The following is a 26,372-nucleotide window of genomic DNA, read 5'->3' on the forward strand; positions in this document are numbered from 1 at the left end:
GTCTAATTTCGGATAACAATCATCCGTATTCAAACTTGAAGGTGTTTTTATTTGTCTCATCTTATGGGGTCAGTCCCACCGGGAGAGGTTTTTTTATGTTTCACGTGTAACATATTTCGACAAAATGGAACAAGGTATATTAATGTTTATCATCAGGGATGCTTATAAGCATACAGAAAGAAAAAACGGCTTAGCAGTGGTACGATGTTGATGAGGTGACAGTGATGATTTCATTAAGCATATTAGATCAATCTCCTGTATCAGAAGGGAGTTCCGCGGAAAGCGCGCTGCGGGATACAGTAAGACTGGCGCAGGAGGCGGAAAAGCTTGGATATAAGAGGTTTTGGGTGTCAGAGCATCATTTTTCAGAGCGGTTGGCGGGTTCAAGCCCTGAAGTGCTGATCAGCCATATTGCGGCGAAAACGAATGAGATTCGTGTAGGCTCGGGCGGTGTCATGCTTCCGCATTACAGCGCATATAAGGTGGCGGAGAATTTCCGCGTGCTTGAAGGGTTGACGCCGGGCAGAATCGATCTCGGATTAGGGAGAGCGCCGGGCGGAATGCCGATCGCATCATGGGCGCTGAATGACGGCGGGAAGCGTAATGCTGATCAATATCCGCAGCAGCTTCGTGAGCTGGCGATGTATTTGCATGATACAGCTGATGACAATCACCGTTTTCCGAATCTGACCGCATCACCCCTTATTAAGACGGCGCCGGAAGTCTGGCTTCTCGGTTCTTCGGGGGAAAGCGCGCTTCTGAGCGCAGAAATGGGAGCAGGCTATATGTTTGCCCATTTTATTAATGGAGAAGGCGGAGAAAGCACGACAGCACAATATAAGCGCAGATTTAAACCTTCCGCATTAGGAAAAGAACCAAAAACGGCCGTGGCTGTGTTTGTGCTGTGCGCGGACACGGAGGAGAAAGCGGAGGAACTCGCGGCCGTCATGGATTATACGCTGCTTGCGGGTGAACAGGGGATTCCGCTTCACGGCGTACCGTCTTACGAAACCGTCCGCGGAAATACGTATACACCGTATGAACAAAGACGAATTGCCGATAATCGGAATCGAATGATCATCGGAACGAAGCAACAAGTGAAAGAACAGATTCTGGCTCTCAGTAAAGCATACGGAACGGAAGAAGTGATGGCTGTAACCATTACTCATCATTTTGAAGATAAACTTCAGTCATACCGCCTGCTTCGAGAAGCTTTTGCCGAATGATCAGAAAGAAACCCTGCTGATGCTCCAGCAGGGTTGTTCGGTTATTCAATGATAAAAGGTTTTTCAGTCAGCACCTGGCTTGATTTCCCTTTGTTCGCGGCATAGGCCAGCATATAATATTCTCCTGCCGGCAGTGCGGTGTCACCATTGACTTTGCCGTTCCAGTCGAAATATTGATAGCCTTTATCCTGCTTTTTGTAGATGCCGGCTTGGCCGACAAAGTCAAGATTGCTGTCATATACAAGGAAGGCAAGCTCTTCGGCTCCCGCCGGAAGATAGGTTTCAATTTGGTAGGTTCCCTGCGTTGTGCCGTCCTGCACGTCGATTGACGTCACGCGCGGATAGTCCGGCTCTTTTACAATCAGCAGCGTCGGCACTTTTGCAACTGTTTTTCCGCCTTCTCGCACTGTGACGGTTCCCTCATAGGTGCCTGCCTTTACTTTTTTGGCATTGACCTTTACTTTCGCATTGACCTTTCCGGTTTGATGAGCGGGGATCACGACCCGGTCTGTGCCCGAAACGGTAATGCCCCTGCCGTTGAAAGAGTACTCGAGCTGATATGATTTTCTGATGGACGATTGATTTTCAATCGTAAAGGTTTCTTTTTTCGTTTCATTGCCTTTGTCTTTCATAAACGTTCCGTAAGAATAACTTCCCGGGGCGACAAGGGAGTCTGCTTTGATCGCCTTCATGATTCTGATGCTTCCGGCACCTTGCGCATTATGCGGGTATACGTCACCGTCCGCGTCCGTTAAGGTTTCCGCCGTGTTCATGAGAGCGGCTTTTATTTGTTCCGGGCTCCATTTCGGTTTGGCCTGCTTGATGACGGCAGCTGCGCCGGCTACATGCGGGGAAGCCATGCTCGTTCCCTGCTTCGATCCGTAGCCGTACGGGTCGGCCGGATCATGGGTCGGAATGGTGCTGACGATGTTTACGCCGGGAGCGGAGACGTCAGGTTTAATCATCCACGTGTCCATAACCGGACCGCGTGACGAAAAGTCTGCCATTTGTTCAGTGAGCGATTTAGCCACGGATAAATTGAATGTCGCTTTTGTGCCGCCCGCTTTTAATTGGCTGACGAGTTTTTCGCCGTCTTCTGATGAAAGCTTAATCGTCGGCACGGACATGCCCGGTACGTTGGCTTCAATTTCTCCCGGGGCATTGTTATACACAACCATACCGATCGCGCCCGCTTTTTTGGCGTTGTCTGCTTTATCCACAAAGGCGATGCTGCCCCGTTTGACGACAGCGACTTTTCCCTTCAGATCTTTGCCTTCAAAATCCTTTTGCTCGCCGATACCCGCCTCTATGAGCTCTGTTTCTTTTTTATTCAGTGCTTTTATGTCATCTTCTTTGTTGTAGCCCATTACTTTCGCTGAGGAATAGGAACCGAAGGACACGGCGTACTCGTTCAGCGGCAGCTGGGTCGCTCCGACGGAGATGGCTTCTCTGGACGTTCCCGGAGAGCCGACGGTCCAATTGTTCGGCCCGCTGTTTCCGTTTGATGTAACGGCCGTGACGCCTTCTGACATCGCCCAGTCAAGCGCCGTGCTTGTCGCCCAGTCTGGGTTATTCACAGAATTGCCGAGAGAAAGGTTCATGACATCCGCTCCGTCCTGTACGGCGCGTTCGATGCCGGCGATGACGTTCTCCGTTGTTCCGCTTCCGCCCGGACCGAGCACACGGTAGGCAAGGAGTGTAGCATCCGGGGCGACGCCTTTGATCGTTCCGTTTGCCGCTACCGTGCCCGCGACATGGGTTCCGTGGTCAGTCGACGCGCCTCTCGGATCACCGGACGGCGTTTCTTCAGGATCGTAATCGTTATCCACAAAATCGTATCCTTTATATTGTCCGAAATTTTTCTTTAAGTCAGGGTGTTTATATTCGACACCGGTGTCAATAATGGCAACCTTGACGCCTTTACCCGTATAGCCGAGCTTCCACGCGTCATTTGCCCCTATATAAGGCGCGCTGTCATCCATCTGCGGAGACACGGCATCCTTAGATAGGGTGATGTCTTTATCTTTGAGCTGATCGGTATGATAGGTGACATTCGGATAAACCGCTTTGACATCCTGATCACTCAGCAGTTTGGGGATTTCATTTGCCGGGAGTTTCATGGAGAAGCCGGAAAACACTTGCTCATATTCCCTGTTAATTTTTCCGTGTTTAATGGTTTTGAGCGCTTTCTTTTTCACTTTTGCGCGTTCGCTTTTCAGCTTGCTTTTTGTCTGTGCTTTGCCGAGTTCCTTTGCTTCCGCCAGTGACTTTTCCTTCAGCTCCACGATGACTGTCGTTTGTTTGCCGGTGGTCATATCAATGTCACCGAACACCTCAGCCTTCTCAAGATCAGGAGTTTGCGGTTTTGAAGCCGGCGCAGCCTGTGAACTTGTGGATAAGGTAAAGGATAAGACAAAAGCCGGAAGCAGATAACGGATGATTCCTTTTTTCAATCGTGTTTCCCCCTTTTTCTTTATCTAAATTAGAAATCTAGTATATATTTCTTGAAAATTCAAAATAATCCTTGTGTCATATGACTCATTTATGGAAATTGGTCTGTGAATAAGGAGGGAGTTATACACAGAATCCTGTGTATAACTGAATAAATTTGTGTATATATATTGTTGGGAACGAGTGTTCCTATACAAAATATAGATCGAGTTTGTGGATATGTGGATATACCCTGTGTTTAAGCTGTGCTTAACCAAGGGATAAGGTGTGTATAACTTTTTTTATCGGCTTTTCCATTTTTCAGGTCATTTCCATCAGCTTTCAACAAAACTTCTGAAAACTAGTTTGTTTTTTCACTCATATTGTGACAAACAATTCGCCCGGCCGCGTCTATCATAGAGTCATAGGGTTGCTAGACCCGCTAGTTTTTAGCGGAGAAGGATCGGCCGCCTTTTCCGTTAAAGCGGAGAGAAAAACAGGCCTGCGAACAAGCTGTCTGTCAAAAAGAAGCGGAGGGATGATTTGCAATGAAACGTTTGCTAGTATCTTTACGGGTGTGGATGGTCTTTCTGATGAACTGGATGGCGCCGGGTAACGGAAGATATCCATTAGCCGCCGTGTACGGAAACCAAGCGGCTTATCATAAGAAAGCGAAGCGGACGGCTGGGGCTTTTTCGTTTGTGAGCCGTGTCCGATCGGCGGATTTGACCGATGAAACGAAATCGGCCCGCGGCAGGCTGGATAAAAACCGATGGATGCCTGTCCGCAAAGAATTGCCGAAACGGGAGCGCGCGGGTCCGGCACCTTTACATCATATGAAAAAGAGGGTACAATCCCACTAAACATATGAACGGGAGCGAACCTCTTGAGAATAGACAAAGTATTAAATAACAATGCGGCGTTAATAAAAGAAGACGGACGGGAAAAGATCGTAATGGGTCCCGGAATCGCTTTTCAAAAGAGAAAAAATGATGTGATTCAAAAACATAAAATTGAAAAAATATTTGTCGTGCACGACGAAAATGAAAAGTTCAAACAAGTGTTAGAAACGCTTCCCGAAGAGCATATAGAGGCGGCTGAAGATATCATCAGCCATGCGGAGGGAGAGCTTGCGGCACCTTTGAGCGATCACATCCACATTGCGCTGGCGGACCATTTATCCTTTGCGATCGAAAGGATTCAAAACGGCCTTCAGGTGCATAACCGATTGCTTCATGAAATTAAGGCGCTTTATAAAAAAGAATATGAGATCGGCCGCTGGGCGGTTGAACACGTGAAACAAACCCTCGGTATATCATTGCCTGATGATGAGGCGGGGTATATCGCGCTTCATATCCACACTGCCAAGGCGGATGCCAAAAGCATGTATTCGGCGATGAAGCATACAACCATGATCAAAGAAATGATCGAAAAGATCGAATCCTTTTTCGAACAGAAGGTGGATGAAGACAGTATTTCCTATCAGCGCCTCGTCACGCACTTACGGTATGCGGTCAGCCGGTTGGACTCAAATGAAGCACTCCATTCCATGGACGAGGAGATGCTTTATTTCATCCAAAAAAAGTATCCGTTTGCTTATCGGTGTGCGCTTGAACTGGCGGCGTTTTTAAAAACTGAATATGATTTGGAGCTGCCGGAATCCGAGGCCGGCTATATCACGCTGCATGTCCAGCGTCTGCAAAAAAACCCGGAATAACGCGTCTGTTTCGAGAAACAGACTTTTTTTTTGAAAACATATTGACGAAAGCGCTATCATGAAATAGAATGAAAGCGCATTAAAAAAACTGAATCCGGCGGGATTGTGACTGGTAATGCAGGCAAGACCTAAAATTTGCGTACATGAAAAAGGGATCATGCTGACCTTTTTCGTTGGCGAATTTTAGGTCTTTTTTGATTTTAGAAAGGGGGATACATCATGAATTATCAAGAAACGGCAAAACAGCTTATCAAACATATCGGAGGGGAATCAAATGTCATCAGCGCGACACATTGCGCGACGCGGCTCAGGCTCGTCATTCAAGATGAACAGAAGATCAGCCAGGCCGGCATTGAAGAAATAGAAGGCGTAAAAGGGGCTTTCAGCAGCTCGGGGCAATATCAGATTATATTCGGCACCGGTCTCGTGAATAAAGTGTATGACGCTTTTTCAAAAGAAGCCGATTTGGGGCGGGAAGATCGTGAGACACATCAGGACGCAGCGAAAAAAAAGCTGAATCCGGCCGCAAGATTTGCGAAGACACTGTCTAACATATTCGTTCCCATCATTCCGGCTATCGTGGCAAGCGGACTTTTAATGGGGCTGCTTGGCATGATGAAGGCTTTTCACTGGGTGTCTGAACAATCATCGCTGTTTAAGCTTTTAGACATGTTTTCAAGCGCGGCGTTTATCTTCCTGCCCGTATTCATCGGGTTCAGCGCGGCGAAGGAATTTGGCGGTAATGCCTATCTCGGTGCCGTGCTCGGGGGAATTATGATCCATCCGGCGCTTTTGAATCCGTGGGGGCTTGCGGATGCATCGCCTGATTTTATGCAGCTCTTCGGCTTCGACATTGCGCTGCTCGGCTACCAAGGGACGGTCATCCCCGTACTGTTAGCCGTTTACATTATGAGCAAAGTGGAAAAGGGCACGAGAAAAATTGTGCCTCACGCATTCGATTTATTGGTCACGCCGTTTGTCACGGTGATTGTCACAGGATTTATTACCTTTATCGCAATCGGTCCGCTTGGCAGGGCGATCGGATCAGGCATTACCGTCTCGCTGACATATGTGTATGATCATGCGGGCATTGTTGCCGGACTGCTTTTCGGCGGTCTTTATCCGCTTATTGTGCTTACCGGTGTGCATCACAGCTTTCATGCGATTGAGGCCGGCCTCATCGCTGATTTGGGCAGAAACTATATCCTTCCTATCTGGTCGATGGCGAATGTCGCTCAGGGCGCGGCGGGACTGGCTGTATTTTTCCTGACGAAAAAAGCGAAAATGAAAGAAATCGCTCTGCCGGCCGCATTTTCTGCTTTTCTCGGTGTAACCGAACCAGTCATTTTCGGTGTGAACCTAAGATACCGCAAGCCGTTTATCGCGGGAATGATCGGCGGAGCGCTGGGCGGAGCCTATGTCGTGGTGACCGGTGTCGCCGCCAATGCCTACGGTCTGACCGGAATTCCGATGATTGCCATCACGGCTCCGCTCGGTTTAGGAAATCTTATAAACTATCTGATCGGAATGGGCATCGCCTCTGTCTCGGCGTTTATTGCCGCTTACATTATGGGAGCTAAAGAAAAGGAGGCCGTCAAATGAGGATACCGGATCAAGAGCTGCGCCTGCAGGCTGAGGAAGCAAAAAAGAAGCGGGGAGAAACAGCCGCGTCAGATCCATACCGCCAGAACTATCATATTATGCCGCCGGTCGGGCTTTTAAATGATCCGAACGGCGTGATCCAATGGAACGGCGTATATCACTTGTTTTTTCAATGGCAGCCATTTCATACGGGGCACGGCGCGAAATTTTGGGCGCATGTGACGACGAAGGATTTCGTTGAGTGGAAAGAGGAAGAAATCGCGCTTGCGCCGGGTGAGTGGTATGACAAAAACGGCTGCTATTCCGGAAGCGCCATCGAAAAAGACGGGCGGCTCTGCCTGATGTACACAGGCAATGTCCGTGACGGAGAAGGCAATCGGGAAACGTATCAATGCCTCGCCGTATCCGAAGACGGGATCGTATTTGAAAAAAAAGGAGTTGTCGCGCGTCTCCCGGAAGGCTATACCGCTCATTTCCGTGATCCGAAGGTTTGGAAGAAAGACGGAGCGTATTACATGGTGCTTGGCGCGCAGACAGAAAAACTCACCGGAAGCGCTGTGTTGTTCACATCAGAGGACTTGACGGATTGGACGTTTCTCGGTGCGATTGCGGGAGCGGACTCCGGCGGTCTCGGGTCATTCGGTTATATGTGGGAATGTCCCGACTTGTTTTCCCTTGACGGAACCGACGTGCTGCTCGTATGTCCGCAGGGGCTTGAAGCCGACGGGATAAAATATCATAACAGCCACCAGGCGGGCTATTTCCTCGGCAGGCTGCATACAGAGCCGCCAGAATTTAAGCACGGTGAATTTACGGAGCTTGACAGAGGATTTGATTTTTATGCGGCGCAGACGCTGGAAGATGATAAGGGACGGAGGATTCTGTTCGCGTGGATGGGCGTTCCGGATCAGCATGAGGACAAACATCCGACCCATGCGTATCACTGGATTCACTGCTTAACGATGCCGAGACAGCTGTCACTGTCCAACGGTAGAATCATACAGCGCCCGCTTTCGGAAATGAAATCACGCCGCACGGATGAACAAAAGCACCGTCTTCAATTGAATTGCTCGTCTGTAAGCCTCCCGGTGAAAGATGCGTCCCGGGCTGAAGTGCTGCTGGAGGACATCACTTGCGAATCCGGTTTTGAAATCTCAATTCGGGGCGCGGCCCGGTTTATATTTCATCAGGAAGAGGGGCTGGCTGTGCTGGAGCGCACCGCTTTCAGCGGAGAAGAAAAAGAAAAGAGAAGCTGCTCCATCAGCGAGGTGCATTCCGTGCAGCTCTTTCTGGATGCATCCTCGATTGAATTGTTTTTGAATGATGGAGAAGAGGTATTCAGCGCCAGATATTTTCCTTTCCCGGGAAATGATGACGTAACCGTCACTTCGGCAGGAAAAACGGAAATAAATGGCTCAATTTGGACACTTTTGTAGAAAATCGTTCTTTTTTCTTATGTGAAACCTATGCCATCTGTGCTATTCTTCAAACGAAAGCCTATGATTCCAGGAATAAAAGGAGTTGTTTTCTCAGTTTTGAAAAATCAGAAGATGACGCCGAAATGTTTACTTGTCAAAGCCGCAGAGCAAGTGGAAGATAAGCGGGAAGAATATAAAGAAGTATTGCTTCAGCTGAATCGCATGCTCAAGAGAGCTGAGCCGCACAATGAATGGAGTGATCGGCTGATGCATACATATGAACAGATGAAGGAATATGCGCTGTTTGTGCAGTCTATTGAGATGTTTTTGCGGTCATCCGCGAAAAAAATGAAATAATCCCCCTCGGGTAATGAGGGGGATATTTATTTTATTTTCCGCTAAGACGCATCGCCGAATGTTTAGTCGGTCCGATGTATTGGTTCAGCGGGAAGGATTCTTTGATTGCCGCGGTGATAAATTCTTTTGCCGCATAGATGGCTTCCTTCACTTCAGAGCCTTTGGCCAGTTCTGCCGTCACGGCGGCGGAGAATGTGCATCCGGCTCCGTGCGTGTAAGGTGTATCAATCATTTCGCTTTCTAATACTTCCGCGGTTTCTCCGTCATACAGCACGTCGATCGCTTTTTCATGTTTCAATTTGCCTCCGCCTGTAATCAATACATATTTCGCGCCGAGTTCGTGAATTTTCTTGGCCGCTTCTTTCATGTCTTCCACCGTTTTTAATTCATCCATACCGCTCAGCTGGCTTGCTTCAAACAGGTTTGGCGTGATGACGGTTGCCAGAGGCGCCAATTGGGTGCGAAGCGCTTCGGCATGCTCCGGATACAGCACTTCGTTCGCTCCTTTGCAGACCATGACAGGATCGATAACGACATTCTTCAGCTGTTTTTCTTTAATCGTTTTCGCCGCAAGCTCTATGATCTCCACGGTAGGGAGCATTCCCGTTTTCATGGCGTCTACGCCGATTCCGTCAACAATCGTCGCCAGCTGTGCGCGAATCGTATCGGCATCGATCGGAAATACTTGATGATCCCAGCTGTTCTCCGGGTCCATCGCTACGATCACGGTCAAAGCCGTCATTCCGTATACGTTTTTTTCTTGAAATGTTTTTAAATCGGCCTGAATTCCCGCGCCGCCGCTGGAATCAGAACCGGCAATAGTAAGTGCTTTGTGCATTGACATATCAATGGCCTCCATCAGTGTTTTATATCTCATTATAGTTAGATTTTCTTTCGATCACAATACGGAAGGCTTGGAGGAATGATTTGACAGCCACGGGGGATGTGCGTACAATACCTACATAAGATTACTAGGTAAGGGTGAGAAAATAAATGCTCAACAGGGAGCTTGTAAAGGGAAGCACGGTCATTCTGGTGCTGACGCTGCTGAATGAACGGCCCATGTACGGGTATGAACTTGTGAAAGAAATGGAGAAAAGAAGCGGGAATGAACTGCAAATGAAGGAAGGCACGCTGTACCCATCGCTTCATAAGCTTGAACGCCAAAGCTATATTTCTTCTTACTGGGAAAAGCAGACCAAAGGGCCGGACCGAAAATATTACCGGATCACCGATGAAGGAAAAAACATTCTAGCCGAACGGACGAAGGAATGGAATCTGTTCTCTGCTCTGATGGACCGGATGCTGAAGCGGGGCGGGCAGAATGGATAAGGACCTTTATGTGCAGGAAATCAGAAAAGGGCTGGAAGGCAAGGCCGGAAGCCGTGAATTATTAAAAGAAATCGAAAGCCATATTCATCATGCCATTTGTGATCATCTGGAAAAAGGCAAAACCGAAAGCGAAGCGATGGCGCTTATTCTGCGGGAAGTGGGGACTCCGTCTGAGATTATCTCTGCTTTTCAAAAAGCTTCGGCGATGCCCGCGCGGACTTTTATGCTCTTTTATCTGTTCTGCAACTGCGGTCTTTTTGTGATGGGGGCGATGATTACGATGATGCACGCGTGGAGGATTCATCCCGCTGTTGACGCGCTGTGGAAAGGGATTTCCGTGTCAGTATGGCTGATTATGATCGGTTATGTGCTGTATTGGTTCCAAATCGGCTATCAAGCTGGCAAAGAGTTCGGGGCTGGCGGAAAAAAGCTTGCTGAGCGGACGGTATGGGCTTCAATGGTGCCGAATCTATGTTTTATGTTTGTCTTTTTGTTCAACCTGGTTCCGGCTGGGCTGTTTCCTTCGGCGGTCACACCGAGTTTTGCGGCAGTATGCGCCGTTGTGACGGTATGTTTTCCGTTTTGCGGAAAAATAGGTTTTTACGCAGGCAGGCAGAGACTTGCCTGATCTTTTTCACTATATACATAGGGAATCTATATAGGGGTGTTAAAATGAGATTAGGTTCGTGGATGTACGGCGCGTGCGCCCAAATAGCCGTAACCGTATTTACCGTCTGCAGCTTGGTTCTTGCATTGCCCGTTGTGAGTCTTTTTATTATGGTTCTGAATGGGATGCAAGACGCTGTTTTTGTTGTTTTCAGTATTTTGCTTCTTCTATTATTTTATGCGCTGGGATGGATTTGGGCCGTTTCGTTTGCGCGTGAGTGGAAGGTGAAACTTTTCGAGCTGCAGATCAGTTCGCTCATTCCGCTGGCGGGTATATTATACTTGTACATTGACAGCGGGGTGAGTATACCGGAACTGATTCATGATTGGCATGAGGATGGATGTGCGCTTGTCCCGCCGGCTTTTGTCTGCTTGTGCACAAGCTATGCGATGGTGTTGGTGCCTGTTTATCAATCAAAACTTTGGAACGCCATGGAGGCGGGCAGACTTAATGCCAAGGCGGTATGCACTGTTTGGGGAGACCTTCTGATCATTCTCGTTTTGCTGGCGGGCATGACCTGGATTTGTTTCTGAATGGGCCGAAATCAAAAATCCCCCCTGATCTCTTCGCCGCTTTATGTTTTAATAGAACATGAGAAAAAGCAGAAGGAGCGGATCATGAATATATCAATTGTCATAGTCACGTATAATCGGATTCCGGCTTTGTGTGAGCTGCTGGAGTCGATTTCCATGCAGACCATAAAGCCTTATGAAGTGATCATTGTAAATGATGCCGGGGAATCGGTCGAACAAGCGAAGCAGCTGTACAGCGATCTGCCGATTCAGATTATTGATTTAGAACAGAATGTCGGACATGTGGAAGCGCGGAACGCAGGTGTGAAAAAAGCGTCGGGTGATTGCATCATGCTGTGCGATGATGATGATTTCATTACGCCGGGCCATTTGGAAAGAATGGCGGCTGCACTTGCTGATGCGGATTTTGTCCATTCTGACGCGGAAATTGTGTCATTTGAAGAACGGGGCGGCACGAGATACCCGGTGTCACGAAAGCCTTTCGCCTATACGGCGGATTATGCGGATATGCGGGTATTTTCCACGTACGTTCCGTCAGGCAGCATGTACAGACGTTCTCTGCATGACACGTTAGGGTATTTTGATCCGGATGTCCATAATTATTGGGACTGGGACTTTTATTTGCGCGCCGCGAAACAGCACCGTGTGAAGCGTGTTCCTTGCGCGAGCGTCATATATGCGTTTTTTGAGGGAGGCGGCAATCAGTCCGCGGATCTCGGCGGCAAACGGAAGCGGTACTTAGACCGGTTAAGCGAAAAGCACGGGCTTGGGGAGCTCCCGACGAAAAACTTCGCGGTTCTTCTTGAAGAGCCGGACATGAAGAGGCGGGAGGCGCCGACTGACATTGTGTGGGACGGAAAGCCCGTCCATTCAAGACTGCACAGTTCATAAGGGGGACGGACAGTTTGAAACAGCTTTTAAAGGACAGCTGGTGGAATCAGCTGAAAGATGAATTTGACAAACCGTATTATCAAGAGCTGAGAGAGATGCTGAAACAAGAATACAGCAGCCAAACGATTTATCCTGACAGCCATGATATTTTTAACGCCTTGCATTATACGCCCTATGAGGATGTAAAAGCGGTCATTCTCGGACAGGACCCGTATCACGGGCCAGGACAGGCGCACGGGCTTAGTTTTTCCGTTCAGCCCGGGGTCAGGCAGCCGCCGTCTTTGAAAAATATTTTCATAGAGCTTCAGGACGATATCGGCTGCTCCGTACCGAACCACGGATCGCTCGTCAGCTGGGCGAAGCAGGGAGTGCTTTTGTTAAACACAGTGCTTACGGTTCGCCGCGGTCAGGCCAATTCCCACAAAGGCAAGGGATGGGAGCGGCTCACTGACCGCATCATTGATGTGGTGAATGAAAGAGAGAAGCCGATTGTCTTTATCCTATGGGGGCGTCACGCGCAGATGAAAAAAGAGCGCATTGACACATCGAAACACATTATTATTGAATCGACTCATCCGAGCCCGTTTTCGGCAAGGAACGGTTTTTTCGGGAGCAGACCGTTTTCCCGTACAAACGCCGCCCTTGAAAAAATGGGGGAGCAGCCGATCGATTGGTGCATCCCCGACCTGCCGCAATAAACGGTTTTTTTGAGGCGCTTCCGCCCGGCGGAAAGCGCCTTTTTTGGCGTTCAGGGCGGTATGCCGTCAGAAAAAATAACAAACTCAATTCTGCGATTCGCTCAGAAATTTGATAAAATGCAGGAAGAAGACAAATTACTGCTGGAGGATTTACTCATGAACATACATATCTCTGCTTTGATTCAGAAGATGGAAGAAGAACTGAGGCAGGCGAAAACGGCGACCCACACCGAGGAGGTCAAAATGCACGCGGCCGCCATCCGCTCTCTGTGTGATGTCGTGCTCGGCACTCAGACGCACACCGCTCCGGCGCCTGTGCAGAATCCGATTCCGAAAGCGGCGCCGAAACCTTCCGCGTCTCCTTCGACAGACCCGCTGCTGCTTGAAAAAATGATGGGCAGCGCCGGGCTGAACCAATATCAGAAAAAAGCGAAAGACGAACGTGAGGAAGACGGAAACGGGGATTCCATTTTCGATTTTTAACAGGAGAGGTTGATTGACTTGAAACTGATACTCGGGGGTTTGCAATGGACGGCATTTATGATTGCGGCTGCGATTGTAGTTCCTGTCGCCATCGCACAATCATTTCACTTGAACCATGCCGATTCTGCCGCATTGATTCAGAGCACATTTTTTGTGCTTGGCGTCGCCGCGGTCATCCAATGTCTCCAGGGACATCGTCTGCCGATTAATGAAAGCCCGGCAGGCTTATGGTGGGGCGTATACACGATTTACGGCGGACTGACTGGCACGGTGTTTGCGACATTCGGCGAGACGCTGCGGGCGCTGCAGGGGGCGCTGTTATTAAGCGCTGTCTTTTTCTTTTTGTTCAGCCTTTTTAAAGTGATTGAACGGCTGGCCGTGCTGTTTACGCCGGTTGTGACCGGTGTGTATCTGCTGCTGTTGGTCATGCAGCTGAGTCAGCCGATTGTGAAAGGCCTTTTGGGCATCGGCTATTTAAAAAACAGCGTCGACGGCCTTGTATTCGGGCTCGCCATGGTTGTGACGGCGGCGATGTTCATCATGTCCCGATCGAATGTTACGTTCTTAAGACAGTATGCGATTCTCCTTTCGCTTGCCGGCGGATGGATCTTATTCGCCGTCTTTGGCGCTGCCAAACCGATTCAAATACCGGACCGCGTGATTCAGCTGCCGGCTCTTTTTCCGTTTGGAAAACCCGTGTTTGACAGCGGCCTGATTATTACATCACTCTTCATTACCGTGCTTTTGATTGTCAACATGCTCGCGAGCATCCGGGTTGTAGAAGCGGCGGTGAAAAAATTCGGCGGCACCGTCGGGAAACGGCGTGAGCGTCCGGCTGGGTTTGCGGCTTCGATCAGCCACCTTTTGAGCGGACTGTCAGGGGGCATTGCGCCTGTGCCGATTTCAGGGGCGGCCGGTTTTATTGAGACGACGAAGCTTCCTTCGAAAAAGCCGTTTCTTTTGGGAAGTGTATTTGTCGTGATCATCAGTATGATCCCGCTATTTATGAATGCGTTTGCGAGTCTGCCCTCACCGGTCGGCTTTGCGGTAAACTTCGTCGTTTTCTCCACGATGGCCGGTCTCGCCTTTACGGAGTTTGACTCTTATGAGAAAGCGGAGCAAAAACGAATCCGCTCCATTATCGGTCTGGCGCTCCTGACGGGGGTCGGCGTAATGTTTGTGCCGGAGAGCGCGTTATCGGGGATGCATCCGATCCTGATTTCGCTCTTAAGCAACGGTCTTGTGCTCGGGACGCTGCTGGCGATAGCGATTGACCGAATCCAGCTTATCAAAAAGAAAAAATCCGACAATCTCGTGTCATCGGACGGCGGACGTTGAATTTTGCCGATGTTGGGTTATGATTGAATTGGAAACTTTAACGAAAAGGCGGGAGAAAAATAGATGAAAGTGTTTATTATTCTTGGTGCGATTAACGCTTTATTGGCCGTGGCGCTGGGCGCTTTCGGCGCGCATGGGCTTGAAGGGAAAATCCCCGATAAATATTTGCAGGTGTGGCACACAGGCGTGCAATATCATATGTATCACGCGCTCGGTCTTCTGGCTGTCGCGTTTTTGGCCGAAAAGCTTTCTGGCGCAGGCAGTGTTTCTGTTGCGGGCTGGCTGATGTTTGCGGGCATCGTTCTGTTTTCAGGAAGCCTGTACGTATTGAGCGTGACGCAGATTTCCATTCTCGGCGCGATTACACCGCTCGGCGGCGTGGCGTTTATCATCTCTTGGATTATGATTATCGTCGCGGCCGTCAAATATTTATAAAGAAAAAAAGCCAATCCTCTGTCAAGTGAGCGATTGGCTTTTTGATTTATCTCGGAGAATAAGAAGACATGGAGTACGGATAAGTATAAGCGATTTCCTCATCAAACGTGATGTAATCAAGGTAAATGGTCAGAAGCAGATAGCGGGTGCCCGTTTTCGGATCGCTGATGATGATATGGTCACGTCCCGCCGCCTGAATCACACCGCGGAAAATCTTTGAATTCCATTCTTTGCTGTTTTCAAATGTCATATAAATCGTCGCTGTTTTGCCCCGGTTCAACCGCAGAATATTTTCAATGTATGACTCTTCAATCGGCAGCATGCCGGGAACGTTTTGTGACGATGATGGACCTGACGGAATCTGAAAGCTGCCGCCGCCCTGCTGCTGCGGCTGGCCGGGGAACCCCCCGCCGAAGCTCTGCTGGCCTTGCTGCATCGGCATTGTCATTTGCTGCTGCATCGGCATCATTTGTGATCCTTGGCCCTGAGGCTGCGGATAAGGATTAGGCCCGAGCTGCGGCTGGTATCCTTGCATATCCATTCCCATTCCCATCCCCATCCCCTGCATTTGCTGATATTGATTCTTTTTCGGTTTCATATTGTTCCTCCTTTGATGAAAACCTCTTGATGCTGAAACCTCCTGACAAGTATCAGACAGCCGACAGAGCGGCTGCTGTTTTTATCTATTCCACCATATGAGCCCAAAGAAAGATTTATGCGGAAAAAGAAAATACGCTCCAATGAGTCCGGACATCAGAGCCGGCTTTTTTTGTGCGCGCAATGCTGACTTTTCACATAATAGTCTGTATTCCTAGCGCATCTTCCGCATAAGGAACATATGATAGCGGTAGTTTCAGGTGCGAAAAGGGGGTGACGAGTTGCCTAAAGTGTCAGTGATCATGACGAGCTATAACAAAAGTGACTATGTGGCCCGCTCTATTAAAAGTATTCTGTCTCAGACGTTTACGGACTTTGAGCTGTTCATTATGGATGACAACTCAAATGAAGCGACATTGGCGGAAATACGTCCTTTTCTCACGGATGACCGCGTCCGGTTTTATCAAAGCGATGTATCGGGCGTCAAAGAAAGAACGGAAAAAACACGCTACGCCGCCTTGATTAATCAGGCAATAGAAATGGCGGAGGGCGAGTACGTGACGTATGCGACCGACGACAACACGTATGTGCCGGAACGGCTTGAGAAAATGGTGAAAGAGCTTGATGAAGACCCGGAAAAAGCCGTCGTGTATTCAAGTTCCAAAACCTATCATCTGAATCAGCGGAAAGAGACGGTGAAGGAGACGGCCAGGCCCGCCGAACGGATCGTGTGGAACGCGCCGTGCGCCATTGACCATTGTTCGGTCATGCACCGGTTTTCCGTGCTGGAACAGGTCAAATCGGCATTCGGTTCCTATTGGGATGAAAGCCCGGCGTTTTACCGGATCGGTGACGCCCGTTTCTTCTGGAGAGTGAATCATTTTTATCCGTTTTACCCGATTTCTGAGGAGCTTGATATCAATTATATTACCGATCAATCCATCCATTATCAGCTTTTCGCGGCGGAGAAAAACGAGTTTGTGAACAGCCTTCCGCAGCAGACCACGTGCCGGGAGCTGAGGGAATCATTAAAAAAGCTTGGAAAGGGGTGAGGGCTTGTCGGCATACTTAGCGAACTATTGGGTGCTGTACCGGCAGTATATTGACCTTTTTCAGTCACTTCGCTACAAAGACATCCCGCTCGCATTAATCAGTAATTTTTATCAATATATCAGTCCGGCGCTTCGGGAGAGCATGGAGCAGAACCCAGAGCTTTTCGGTCCGGCTGATCAGCATATTCCTGAAGCCGGTATACAGCCATATTATGATCAAAAAAGGCAAAACATTAAGAAAACAGATGAGAAACCGGTAAACGGAAAGGTCATTCTGCATTTCGATCATCTTCGGTTCACCGAGGGAAACTACCGGCAGTTTGATCCGGCAAAAACAGCGGTACTGGCCAGATGGAGTCTGCCTGACCATTACGGGCTGCCCGTTATCTGCAAATTGGAGCTGACGGGAATGGGGCAAAAAGGGAACCCCGTCCCTTATATTGAAAAAGCCCATTCCATTTTGAAAGAGCTTCACAGCCATCCCGCTTTCGGAAACAGAGAATTTCAGGAACGTTTGTATAAAGACATCCCGTTATTTATTGAAGCGATTGACGCCATTGATATTTTGTTTACGGCCGAAAAGATTTCCGCCGTTGTAGTCGGCACGACGGAGGATATTTACAGCCGTGTGCTGGCGCTGATGTCCGCGAAAAAAAACGCCGTCAGCATCTGTCTGCAGCACGGAGCGCTCATGGGAGATGAAGCGTTTCTGCCCGTATTTACGGACTATCAGGCCGTATTCGGGGCTTATGAAGCGGAGTGGTATAAAGCAAAAGGCTGCAGGGATGAACAAATCATCATCACGGGGCATCCCCGTTTCGACGAGATTTTCTCAAGAGAGCCGATAGATCAGGACACGTTTTACCGCAAACTTTCTTTTCTCCCGTCACAGCGGACGGTGCTGATCGCCACGCAGCCGTTTTCTGATGAATTTTATACGGGCGTGCTTGAAGAGCTTGCCGGGCAAAAGAACATGCAGCTCATTATTAAACCGCATCCGTGGGAAATTGGCAAAAACAAGCTGGATGCTTACAATCAGGTGCTGCGGAAATATAAAGCAGGCAAAATCATCAAAAAAGAGATGGAGCTGTATGATATTCTCCCGTATGTTGACGCTGCGGTGACACAGACATCAACGGTCGGTCTTGAAGCGATGCTGTTTCAAAAGCCCGTGCTGATCGGAAAATCAGCGGGAACCCGCCGATACCCTTATTATCATTCACTTGGAGAATTTGTTTTTGAGGACCCGCAGGCACTCGCTCAGGAATTAATCCGGATATGCGAAAGCCCCGCAGAATATCAAAAAGCGGAACAGGCGCGCCGTGCTTTTGTCGCCGCGAACTACCCGGTTCAGGATTCGCTTGCCGCTTTATGCCAAGTGCTTCAGGAAAAAACCGGAGTCAGCTTCAGACGGGTTGACCCTTCATAAAAAAGATAGGAGCGCAAAGAAAATGGTGCAAAAAAGATCAGCTTTTCTTCCCTATTCATTGCCCATGATCGGGAAGGACGAAATTCAGGAGGTTATTGATACGCTTGAATCGGGCTGGCTTTCAAGGGGACCGAAAGTAGAGGCGTTTGAAAAAGCCTTTGCCGCCTGGACGGGGGCAAAGCACGCGATCGCGCTGAACTCATGTACCGCCGCTTTGTTTTTGGCCCTGAAAGCGAAAGGGATCGGTCCCGGCGACGAGGTCATCACGTCTGCCGTGACGTTCAGTTCAACGGCCAATACAATCGTGCACACAGGCGCCGTTCCGGTGTTTGTTGACATCGATCCGCTTTCGCTGAATGCGGACCCTAAAAAAATTGAGGCGGCCGTCACCCCGCGGACAAAAGCGATTGTACCCGTTCATTTCGCCGGCCAGTCGTGTGATATGGATCAGATTCTGGCCATTGCCGAAAAGCATCAGTTATTTGTCTTAGAGGATGCCGCACATGCCGTGTATACCACGTATAAACAGAAAATGATCGGATCAATCGGCGATGCGACGGCATTCAGCTTCTACGCGACAAAAAACCTGGCAACCGGTGAAGGCGGCATGCTGACGACGGACGATGACGGGCTCGCCGATCAGATCAGGGTGCTCAGCCTTCACGGCATGAGCAAAGGCGCGTGGAACCGCTATTCTTCAAACGGAAGCTGGTACTACGAGGTCGAAACGCCCGGCTATAAAATGAATATGTTTGATCTTCAGGCAGCGCTTGGGCTTCATCAGCTGAAACGGATTGACAGCATGCAGCAAAGAAGAGCCGACATTGCGAGCCGCTACCAGGACGCCTTCAGACACATGAAAGGGCTGACCATCCCGCATGTCAGTGATGACGGGCGGCATGCATGGCATCTGTATGTTCTTCAAATAGAGGAGCAGGAGGCCGGGGTCAGCCGGAACGATCTGATTTCCGCTTTAAAAGACCAATATAATATCGGCACAAGTGTTCATTTTATTCCGGTTCCGTTCCATCCGTATTATCAAAAAACGTACGGGTATAAGGAAACTGACTTTCCGGCCGCGGCCGCGTATTATCACCGCACCGTGTCACTCCCTCTTTATCCGTCAATGACAGATGACGACGTTGAATACGTCATTGCAGCCGTTACGGATATCGTCAAAGGGGCTGATTAGGTGTACAGACTGAGGGAAAATCTTGCGCAGGACATGATTCATACCTTCCTGCATCAGAAGGGCATCCAGCCGGAAGCCTATGAATCGTCGCTCTGTTTATTGGAAGAAAACAGCCTTCAAGGCGTGATTTTATATGAAAACTCTTCGTGGGAAAGTCAATTGTTTCGAAAAAATATCATCAATGTGAAGCTTGCAGCCGCAAACAGCGCCGGACAGCTCAAAAGGCTGTTTCAGGAATTTTACGCGGCAAGGCGGGCGGCAGGCACTGATTTTATATTTATTAAAATACCGGCTGAAGATATCGGCGCGATGCAGGTCGTTCAGCAGCTTCCGAACGCTTATTTTGTAGGGAGTCTTCTCAAGCTCGTCAGTCCGGTGCGTGTATATAACAGCACGCCGCCATTTGAGATTACAGAAGCCGGACCCGGCGACACGGAAGCGATCAGCCGGCTGGCCCGCGACGCCTTTACAAAAAGCAGGTATTATCAAGACCCCCATCTCAGCTATGAAAGTGCAAACCGCCTGTTTGAAGAGTGGGCGCGGAATAATGCGGAAGGCAGAGCTTCGTTACAATTCGCCGCCACATATAAGGGAGAGACTGTGGGCTTTGTTCAGGGGCTGTCTAAAGGCGATGAATTCGTCCTTGATCTGATGGCGGTAAAGCCGGGATTTGAAGGAAAGGGAGCGGGATTCCATTTAGCGGCGCACGTGATTGAACAATCATTGCGCTTTCAGCATAAGACTGTATCAGCGGGAACGCAGCTCCACAATGTAAGAGCCATCCGCCTGTACGAAAGAATGGGATTTAAAGCGGATGCGTCCTATTACTACTATCATGTGTGGCCCGGGAAGGAGGCGGACTGATGGCATCATGCCAAATCGGAACGAAGTCAATCGGCGAAGGTTCGCCCGTATTCATCATCGCCGAAGCCGGAATTAATCATGACGGAAAACTGAGCCAGGCGTTTGAATTGATAGATGCGGCCAGTGAGGCCGGCGCGGACGCGGTCAAGTTCCAAATGTTTCAGGCTGACAAAATGTATCAGAAAGACCCAGGCTTGTACAAAACCGCTGCGGGAAAAAACGTCTCTATTTTTTCTTTGGTGCAATCAATGGAAATGCCCGCCGAGTGGATCGAACCGCTGCTTGAATATTGTAAGAAAAAAGGCGTGCTGTTTTTAAGCACGGTCTGTGACGAAGGCTCTGCCGACTTACTGTATGCGACTTCGCCTTCAGCCTTTAAAATCGCCTCCTACGAGCTGAATCATCTGCCGTTATTGAAATATGTCGCGGGGCTGAAGACACCGATTATTTTTTCCACCGCTGGCGCTGATATTTCAGATATTCAGGAGGCTTATCAAACCATTACCGGCGAGGGGAACACAGAAATTGCGATCATGCATTGTGTGGCGAAATATCCCGCGCCGCCTGAATACAGCAATCTGAGCGTCATTCCCATGCTTGCCGCCGCATTCCCGGATGCAGTGATCGGTTTCTCCGATCACAGCGCCCATCCGTATGATGTGCCGTGCGCGGCTGTCAGGCTCGGAGCGAAACTGATTGAAAAGCATTTTACGATCGATAAAAACCTGCCCGGTGCTGATCACTCCTTCGCCCTCAATCCGGATGAATTAAAAGAAATGGTTGCGGCAATCCGCTCAGTTGAAGCGGAGCTGCGGCAGGGGCATCACGCTCCGGTGCCGGAAGTGCTGTCGGGAAGCTCCCATAAAACCACGACACCGATTGAAGGGGATATCAGAAGGTTCGCTTACAGAGGCATTTTTTCAACAGCGCCGATTCAAAAAGGCGAATGTTTTACGGCGGAAAACCTTGCCGTCCTTCGTCCCGGCCAAAAACCGCAGGGGCTCCACCCGAGATATTTTGAGCTTTTAACTGACGGCGCGCGTGCGGTCAGGGATATTCCCGCCGACACGGGCATCACTTGGGATGACCTTTTGACGAAAGGCAGCTCATATGATGACTGACATTTTGTTTATCATTCAGGCGCGGATGGGAAGCGGGCGTCTTCCCGGTAAAGTGCTGAAACCGATCGGCGGGTATACGATCCTCGATATGATTGTCAAAAGGGTTCGGCAAAGCGCGTATTATGATCAATCGCGGGATAATCTGATCGTCGCCGCGTCTGACAGCAAGACCGACGACATTCTGTCTGCGCACTGCCTCAGCAAGAACTACCGTGTGCACCGCGGCAGCGAGCAGCGCGTGCTTGACCGGTTTTCACAAGTCATCGAACAAGTTAAACCGGACATCGCAGTCAGACTGACGGGGGATAACCCGTTTGTCGACCCTTCGCTGCTTGATTTTCTGATTCAATCGCATTTAGATCAGCACGCAGACTACACGTATATCTGCGGTACACCGCTCGGCATCGGCGGCGAGGCGGTAAACGCGCGACTTTTAACGGAGATCAATGCCGACAAAACGCTGGCGGACAAATACCAGGAACATGTCACGCTTTTAATAAGAGAATCTCCTGAGAGGTACCGGCTTCTCTTTCCTGAGCCCCCGCAGGAACTCCGGGCTCCTCACTTGCGGATGACCGTCGATACAGAAGAGGACTACAGGCTGGCCCGCGAGCTGTACGTAAAAGCGGGCTCGCGTCCTGATATTCCGGCAAAAGAATTGATCCATCTGCTGAATAGTGATCCGGAGCTCAGGGCCATTAATCAAATGATCCGGCAAAAAGAGGCTGATTAGCATGCGGGTTCTGATTTTCGCTGACGGGGGCCGTGACATCGGCATGGGGCACGCGGTCCGGATGAAGCTGCTTGCCGGTGCCATTAAGAACAATTGCTCAATAACGTTCTACACAAATAAAGAGGCTTCTTCTTATCTGTCATCTGATCAATGGGAAGTGATCATCAAGCCTGACAAGGGACAGAAGGAATTTATTGTCCGGGAAATAAACAGGCAGGCTCCTGACCTTCTCATATTCGATCTGCTCGATATGCCGTGTGACTGGTTAGAGGAAGTCAAAAAGCATTCATCGGCACGCATCGTCTTATTTGAAGAAAAACGGGAACATGTCATTCATTTATGCGATGCCGTTATAAACGGCATTTACGGAGGGCTGAAAAGCCGGACGGTCCAAATGGGCAGCGCCGCTGTATATGAAGGCCCGGAATATATGATTCTTCATCCGGGTTTTGAAAAAGCAAAGCAGCTCTATCAGCTGAATAAAGAATGCCGGACCATATTGGTCTCATTAGGAGGAAGCGACCCGAAGAAGCTTGTCTTTAAAGTGATGGAAGCATGCCGCCGCATCCCCGACATTCATCGAAAACGAGTGATCATCGTCATGGGCGGCGCCGCGGCTCATGCTGATGACGTGCGCGCGCATCTTACACAAATGCCTTATGCCGAGATGGTAAGGCAGACAAATGACATGGCCGCGCTTCTTTCGAGGGCTGATATGGCCGTCGTGTCCGGCGGGATCACTTTATATGAAACCATTTGTACAGGTGTGCCCTGCATCGTACTTTCTCAAGTGGAGCATCAAACTGAGACGGCGGAAAAATTCGCCGCACGGGGGGCCGCCGTTCATCTCGGCCTTGGTGAATGCATATCACCGGACGTTCTCGCTCGGCATATGTCTGACATGGCCGCTGATTATCCGATGCGGACCGGACTTCATCAAAACGGAAAGCCGCTGGTTGACGGCAGGGGCATCAAACGGGCGGCGGCGATTCTTTATGATTTGTGATAAAACCACACGTAAGGAAGTGTTCATGTGAAAGGTGTTATCTTAGCCGGAGGCACCGGCTCACGCCTTATGCCGCTGACAAAAGCGGTCAATAAGCATTTACTCCCTGTCGGTCCATATCCGATGATTTACTGGTCGATCATGAAGCTGGAAGAAGCGGGGATTACAGATATTTTGCTGATTACGCAAAAAGAATATATCCCGCAATTTCATAAACTTCTCGAAACCGGAGAAGAGCTAGGCGTCTCGATCACATATCAGGTTCAGCCAGCCGCATCCGGCATTTCCGACGGTTTATCATACGCAAAGCGATTTACAGGTCGCGATCCGTTCGTTCTGCTTTTGGGAGATAATATTTTTGAAGATTCATTAAAACCTTATACGGAGCGTTTCGCAAAGCAGGGAAAAGGAGCGAAAGTGCTGCTGAAAGAAGTGGACGATCCGGAGCGCTTCGGCATCGCCGAGATTGATGAGGAAAACAAACGGATCAAGTCGATCATTGAAAAGCCGGAGCAGCCGCCGACCAGACTATGCGTCACAGGGATCTACATGTACGACGCAGAAGTGTTTTCCTATATTGAACAAATTTCCCCTTCAAAACGCGGCGAACTGGAAATTACGGATGTCAATAATTTATACATTGAACACAGTGAGCTGACGTATGATGTGTTAACGGGCTGGTGGGTGGATGCGGGCACGCATGAATCGCTCTACCTCGCCGGAAGCCTGGCGCATCAGGCATTACAGAAAGGACAGGAGCATTAATCATGCCAAAATCATATTTAATTACAGGGGGCGCCGGATTTATCGGCCTTACCTTTACAAAGATGATGCTGAAAGAAACGGACGCGCAGATTACCGTCCTGGATAATCTCACGTATGCAAGCAGGCCGCTTGAAATAGAAGCCTTAAAAAAGAACGGCCGTTTCCGTTTTATCAAAGGTGACATTTCTGAAAAAGAGGACATTGACAAAGTCTTTTCCCAAATGTATGACGCTGTCATTCATTTTGCGGCTGAATCCCATGTGGACAGAAGCATAAATCAGGCAGAGCCGTTTATCACAACAAATGTGATGGGCACATACCGACTGGCGGACGCGGTGTTACAGGGAAAAGCCGGCAGGCTGATTCACATTTCCACAGATGAGGTGTACGGAGATTTGGCGCCGGATGATCCCGCTTTTACGGAGACGACGCCGCTTTCTCCGAACAATCCGTATTCCGCCAGCAAGGCAAGCTCAGACCTGCTCGTCATGTCTTACGTGAGAACCCATAAGCTTCCTGCCATCATTACAAGATGCAGCAACAATTACGGGCCGTACCAGCATCACGAGAAAATGATTCCGACCATTATCAGGCATGCCGTAAACGGCACGCCGGTTCCGCTGTACGGCGACGGGATGCAGATCAGAGACTGGCTGTTCGCCGAAGATCATTGCCGCGCCATTAAGCTCGTGCTGGAAAAAGGAACACTCGGTGACATTTACAATATCGGCGGAGGAAATGAACGGACGAATAAAGAGCTTGCGTCATTTATCATGAAGGAGCTCGGTGTCGAGGAACGGTTTGCTCATGTCGAAGACAGAAAAGGGCATGACCGCCGTTACGCCATCAATGCTTCAAAGCTGAAAAATGAGCTGGGATGGCGGCAGGACGTCACATTTGAAGAAGGAATGAGAAGAACCATTCGCTGGTATACAGACAGCCAAGACTAATCGGAAAGAAGGGGATCCGATTGACGAAGGTATTAGTAACCGGAGCGGCCGGCCAGCTGGGGCGGGAGTTATGCCGCCAGCTGAAGCGGGAAGGGTATGAAGTGATCGCCTTGACAAAAGCGATGATGAACATATCCGACCAGCGTTCGGTGCGGCACTCGTTCAGCCATTACAAGCCGGATATCGTCGTCAATACGGCGGCATACACCTCCGTTGACAAATGTGAAACGGAGCTCGACAAAGCGTATTTAATAAACGGAATCGGCGCTTATTATGCCGCGCTTGAGGCTGAAAACACCGGCGCGAAATTCATTCACATCAGCACCGATTACGTCTTCAGCGGCAAAGGAACACGGCCATACCAGACCGATGATCCCGCAGATCCGGGCACGATTTATGGAAAAAGCAAAAAACTCGGCGAAGAACTGATCCGGTTAACGGGGAAAAACCACACCATTATCAGAACATCGTGGGTGTACGGCAGCGGCGGGCACAACTTTGTCAATACGATGCTGAAACTTGCGGATACACATGATCAGGTGCGTGTCGTTAACGATCAAGTCGGGGCGCCGACGTACACAAAGGATTTAGCCGAAACGGTGATCGGTCTGTTTGACAGGCCGCCGGGCTTATACCACGCCGCAAACAGCGGAGTGTGCAGCTGGTATGAATTTGCCAAGGCTATTTTTGAAGAAAGCGGCAGAACCGCCTCCGTGCTGCCCGTCACGACGGAGGAATACGGAAATGAGACGCCGCGCCCCGCTTACTCGGTGTTGAGTCTTGAGTCGATTGAACGGCAGGGGCTCGGGATGAGGCATTGGCGGGAAGCGCTGCATGATTATTTACAAAGGGAGGGACAATGCAAGTGATCGAAGGCGTAAAAATCAAAAAGCTGATCAAACACAGCGATGACCGGGGTTTTTTCTCAGAACTCGTCCGTGACGATGAACATCTCTTAGAGCGTTTCGGGCAGGCTTCCTGGTCCAAAAGCTATCCCGGCGTCATTAAAGCGTTTCACTATCATGAGAAACAGGATGACCTATGGTTTTTTCCGACGGGCCACGCCCAGGTCGTGCTGCATGACCTTCGCGAAGAGTCTGCAACCAAGGGAGAAACGGATGTCTACTACATGGGAGAAGACAATCCGATGCTCCTTCTCATTCCCAAAGGCGTCGCACACGGGTACAGAGTGCTGGGTGAAACCCCGCTGACCATTATTTATTTCACGACAATGTCCTACAATCCGGATCAGCCTGACGAAAAAAGAATTCCGTGGAATGATGACACCATCGGATTTGACTGGCAGACGGCTCACCGATAGCGCACAAGACGAAGACAGCGGATGTCTTCGTTTTTTGTGCTGATTCATCTCGTGAAAAATAAATGATTGAATATTCTAAAAAATAATTTACTTCCATGGATAAAGGTGGTAGATTATTCTCAGGAAAAGAGAAACCCAATTCGCGAATGGAACCATCAGACACGCTTTTCCGGCAGAGGACGCTCTGAATCCCATATGATCTGGAGGAATTCATG

The 26,372-nt window shown here is 49.5% G+C and carries 28 protein-coding genes; 25 read left to right on the top strand and 3 right to left on the bottom strand.

The window, feature by feature from the left end:
* Positions 1–224 precede the first annotated feature (224 nt).
* Positions 225–1,226 carry an LLM class flavin-dependent oxidoreductase gene (locus tag AC3WTF_RS13380; protein ID WP_038464400.1) on the top strand — a complete coding sequence of 334 codons (1,002 nt, stop codon included), beginning with the start codon at positions 225–227 and terminating at the stop codon, positions 1,224–1,226.
* Positions 1,227–1,267: 41 nt separating this feature from the next.
* Here the strand turns inward: AC3WTF_RS13380 and AC3WTF_RS13385 are convergent, their stop codons facing one another.
* Positions 1,268–3,679 carry a S8 family peptidase gene (locus AC3WTF_RS13385; RefSeq protein ID WP_434787594.1) on the bottom strand — a complete coding sequence of 804 codons (2,412 nt, stop codon included), beginning with the start codon at positions 3,677–3,679 and terminating at the stop codon, positions 1,268–1,270.
* Positions 3,680–4,204: 525 nt separating this feature from the next.
* On the opposite strand from AC3WTF_RS13385, the gene AC3WTF_RS13390 reads away from it, so the two are divergent.
* From AC3WTF_RS13390 to AC3WTF_RS13410, 5 genes are all read left to right on the top strand, one after another.
* The gene (locus AC3WTF_RS13390; protein WP_003150952.1) at positions 4,205–4,519 is read left to right on the top strand and encodes a hypothetical protein; all 315 of its coding nucleotides are present in this window, start codon (positions 4,205–4,207) and stop codon (positions 4,517–4,519) included.
* A 23-nt stretch (positions 4,520–4,542) separates the two neighbouring features.
* The gene (locus tag AC3WTF_RS13395; protein WP_007407705.1) at positions 4,543–5,373 is read left to right on the top strand and encodes a PRD domain-containing protein; all 831 of its coding nucleotides are present in this window, start codon (positions 4,543–4,545) and stop codon (positions 5,371–5,373) included.
* Positions 5,374–5,592: 219 nt separating this feature from the next.
* Complete coding sequence (locus AC3WTF_RS13400; RefSeq protein WP_020958006.1) at positions 5,593–6,975, top strand: sucrose-specific PTS transporter subunit IIBC; 1,383 nt, start codon at positions 5,593–5,595, stop codon at positions 6,973–6,975.
* The gene (locus tag AC3WTF_RS13405) at positions 6,972–8,411 is read left to right on the top strand and encodes a sucrose-6-phosphate hydrolase (protein ID WP_032868199.1); all 1,440 of its coding nucleotides are present in this window, start codon (positions 6,972–6,974) and stop codon (positions 8,409–8,411) included. The genes AC3WTF_RS13400 and AC3WTF_RS13405 overlap by 4 nt, the downstream gene beginning before the upstream one ends.
* A gap of 63 nt (positions 8,412–8,474) precedes the next feature.
* Positions 8,475–8,750 carry a hypothetical protein gene (locus tag AC3WTF_RS13410; protein ID WP_042635591.1) on the top strand — a complete coding sequence of 92 codons (276 nt, stop codon included), beginning with the start codon at positions 8,475–8,477 and terminating at the stop codon, positions 8,748–8,750.
* A gap of 31 nt (positions 8,751–8,781) precedes the next feature.
* Here AC3WTF_RS13410 and AC3WTF_RS13415 read toward each other — a convergent pair whose 3' ends face one another.
* Positions 8,782–9,594 carry a bifunctional hydroxymethylpyrimidine kinase/phosphomethylpyrimidine kinase gene (locus AC3WTF_RS13415; protein WP_007407701.1) on the bottom strand — a complete coding sequence of 271 codons (813 nt, stop codon included), beginning with the start codon at positions 9,592–9,594 and terminating at the stop codon, positions 8,782–8,784.
* Between the two features lie 149 nt (positions 9,595–9,743).
* Here AC3WTF_RS13415 and AC3WTF_RS13420 point away from each other — a divergent pair, with 149 nt between their 5' ends.
* From AC3WTF_RS13420 to AC3WTF_RS13455, 8 genes are all read left to right on the top strand, one after another.
* Positions 9,744–10,082: a PadR family transcriptional regulator gene (locus AC3WTF_RS13420; protein WP_003150960.1), complete on the top strand. Its 339-nt coding sequence runs from the start codon at positions 9,744–9,746 to the stop codon at positions 10,080–10,082.
* Complete coding sequence (locus AC3WTF_RS13425) at positions 10,075–10,710, top strand: permease prefix domain 1-containing protein (protein WP_007407700.1); 636 nt, start codon at positions 10,075–10,077, stop codon at positions 10,708–10,710. The genes AC3WTF_RS13420 and AC3WTF_RS13425 overlap by 8 nt, the downstream gene beginning before the upstream one ends.
* A 44-nt stretch (positions 10,711–10,754) precedes the next feature.
* Complete coding sequence (locus AC3WTF_RS13430; protein ID WP_007407699.1) at positions 10,755–11,282, top strand: hypothetical protein; 528 nt, start codon at positions 10,755–10,757, stop codon at positions 11,280–11,282.
* An 84-nt stretch (positions 11,283–11,366) separates the two neighbouring features.
* Entirely contained in the window at positions 11,367–12,173 is an 807-nt protein-coding gene (locus AC3WTF_RS13435; protein WP_020958001.1) for a glycosyltransferase family 2 protein, read from the top strand.
* A 14-nt stretch (positions 12,174–12,187) separates the two neighbouring features.
* Complete coding sequence (locus tag AC3WTF_RS13440) at positions 12,188–12,871, top strand: uracil-DNA glycosylase (RefSeq protein ID WP_012118732.1); 684 nt, start codon at positions 12,188–12,190, stop codon at positions 12,869–12,871.
* Positions 12,872–12,931: 60 nt separating this feature from the next.
* On the top strand, positions 12,932–13,354 hold the full coding sequence (locus tag AC3WTF_RS13445) for a YwdI family protein (protein WP_492314277.1): 423 nt from the start codon (positions 12,932–12,934) through the stop codon (positions 13,352–13,354).
* A gap of 18 nt (positions 13,355–13,372) precedes the next feature.
* Positions 13,373–14,692, top strand: coding sequence for a purine/pyrimidine permease (locus AC3WTF_RS13450; RefSeq protein WP_007407695.1), 1,320 nt, complete (start codon positions 13,373–13,375; stop codon positions 14,690–14,692).
* A gap of 63 nt (positions 14,693–14,755) precedes the next feature.
* Positions 14,756–15,127: a DUF423 domain-containing protein gene (locus tag AC3WTF_RS13455; RefSeq protein WP_003150969.1), complete on the top strand. Its 372-nt coding sequence runs from the start codon at positions 14,756–14,758 to the stop codon at positions 15,125–15,127.
* A 46-nt stretch (positions 15,128–15,173) separates the two neighbouring features.
* On the opposite strand, the gene gerQ is transcribed toward AC3WTF_RS13455, so the two are convergent.
* Positions 15,174–15,725: a spore coat protein GerQ gene (gerQ, locus tag AC3WTF_RS13460; RefSeq protein WP_007407693.1), complete on the bottom strand. Its 552-nt coding sequence runs from the start codon at positions 15,723–15,725 to the stop codon at positions 15,174–15,176.
* A 280-nt stretch (positions 15,726–16,005) separates the two neighbouring features.
* Between gerQ and AC3WTF_RS13465 the strand changes: the two genes are divergently transcribed.
* Genes AC3WTF_RS13465 through AC3WTF_RS13515 form a run of 11 tightly spaced genes read left to right on the top strand, consistent with a single transcriptional unit; the run spans position 16,006 to position 26,157 of the window.
* Positions 16,006–16,776, top strand: a complete 771-nt coding sequence (locus AC3WTF_RS13465; RefSeq protein WP_003150972.1) for a glycosyltransferase family 2 protein — start codon at positions 16,006–16,008, stop codon at positions 16,774–16,776.
* 4 nt (positions 16,777–16,780) lie between these two features.
* Positions 16,781–18,205: a capsular polysaccharide export protein, LipB/KpsS family gene (locus tag AC3WTF_RS13470; RefSeq protein ID WP_047936285.1), complete on the top strand. Its 1,425-nt coding sequence runs from the start codon at positions 16,781–16,783 to the stop codon at positions 18,203–18,205.
* Positions 18,206–18,227: 22 nt separating this feature from the next.
* The gene (locus AC3WTF_RS13475; protein WP_326244818.1) at positions 18,228–19,397 is read left to right on the top strand and encodes a DegT/DnrJ/EryC1/StrS family aminotransferase; all 1,170 of its coding nucleotides are present in this window, start codon (positions 18,228–18,230) and stop codon (positions 19,395–19,397) included.
* Positions 19,398–20,261, top strand: coding sequence for a GNAT family N-acetyltransferase (locus AC3WTF_RS13480; RefSeq protein WP_032868197.1), 864 nt, complete (start codon positions 19,398–19,400; stop codon positions 20,259–20,261).
* Positions 20,261–21,382, top strand: coding sequence for an N-acetylneuraminate synthase family protein (locus tag AC3WTF_RS13485; RefSeq protein ID WP_032869411.1), 1,122 nt, complete (start codon positions 20,261–20,263; stop codon positions 21,380–21,382). Before AC3WTF_RS13480 ends, AC3WTF_RS13485 begins: the two co-directional genes overlap by 1 nt.
* Positions 21,375–22,115: a cytidylyltransferase domain-containing protein gene (locus AC3WTF_RS13490; protein WP_032868195.1), complete on the top strand. Its 741-nt coding sequence runs from the start codon at positions 21,375–21,377 to the stop codon at positions 22,113–22,115. Before AC3WTF_RS13485 ends, AC3WTF_RS13490 begins: the two co-directional genes overlap by 8 nt.
* 1 nt (position 22,116) lies before the next feature.
* Complete coding sequence (locus tag AC3WTF_RS13495; RefSeq protein WP_007407686.1) at positions 22,117–23,121, top strand: PseG/SpsG family protein; 1,005 nt, start codon at positions 22,117–22,119, stop codon at positions 23,119–23,121.
* A gap of 27 nt (positions 23,122–23,148) precedes the next feature.
* Positions 23,149–23,886 (top strand): sugar phosphate nucleotidyltransferase, encoded by a 738-nt coding sequence (locus AC3WTF_RS13500; protein ID WP_003150981.1) that lies wholly within the window; start codon positions 23,149–23,151, stop codon positions 23,884–23,886.
* 2 nt (positions 23,887–23,888) lie between these two features.
* Positions 23,889–24,836: a dTDP-glucose 4,6-dehydratase gene (rfbB, locus tag AC3WTF_RS13505; RefSeq protein ID WP_007407684.1), complete on the top strand. Its 948-nt coding sequence runs from the start codon at positions 23,889–23,891 to the stop codon at positions 24,834–24,836.
* A 20-nt stretch (positions 24,837–24,856) separates the two neighbouring features.
* Positions 24,857–25,705 carry a dTDP-4-dehydrorhamnose reductase gene (rfbD, locus tag AC3WTF_RS13510; RefSeq protein ID WP_007407683.1) on the top strand — a complete coding sequence of 283 codons (849 nt, stop codon included), beginning with the start codon at positions 24,857–24,859 and terminating at the stop codon, positions 25,703–25,705.
* Positions 25,702–26,157 (top strand): dTDP-4-dehydrorhamnose 3,5-epimerase family protein, encoded by a 456-nt coding sequence (locus AC3WTF_RS13515; protein WP_003150986.1) that lies wholly within the window; start codon positions 25,702–25,704, stop codon positions 26,155–26,157. The genes rfbD and AC3WTF_RS13515 overlap by 4 nt, the downstream gene beginning before the upstream one ends.
* The last annotated feature ends 215 nt before the right edge of the window (positions 26,158–26,372 follow it).

The organism is Bacillus sp. EB106-06-01-XG163, assembly GCF_058791615.1.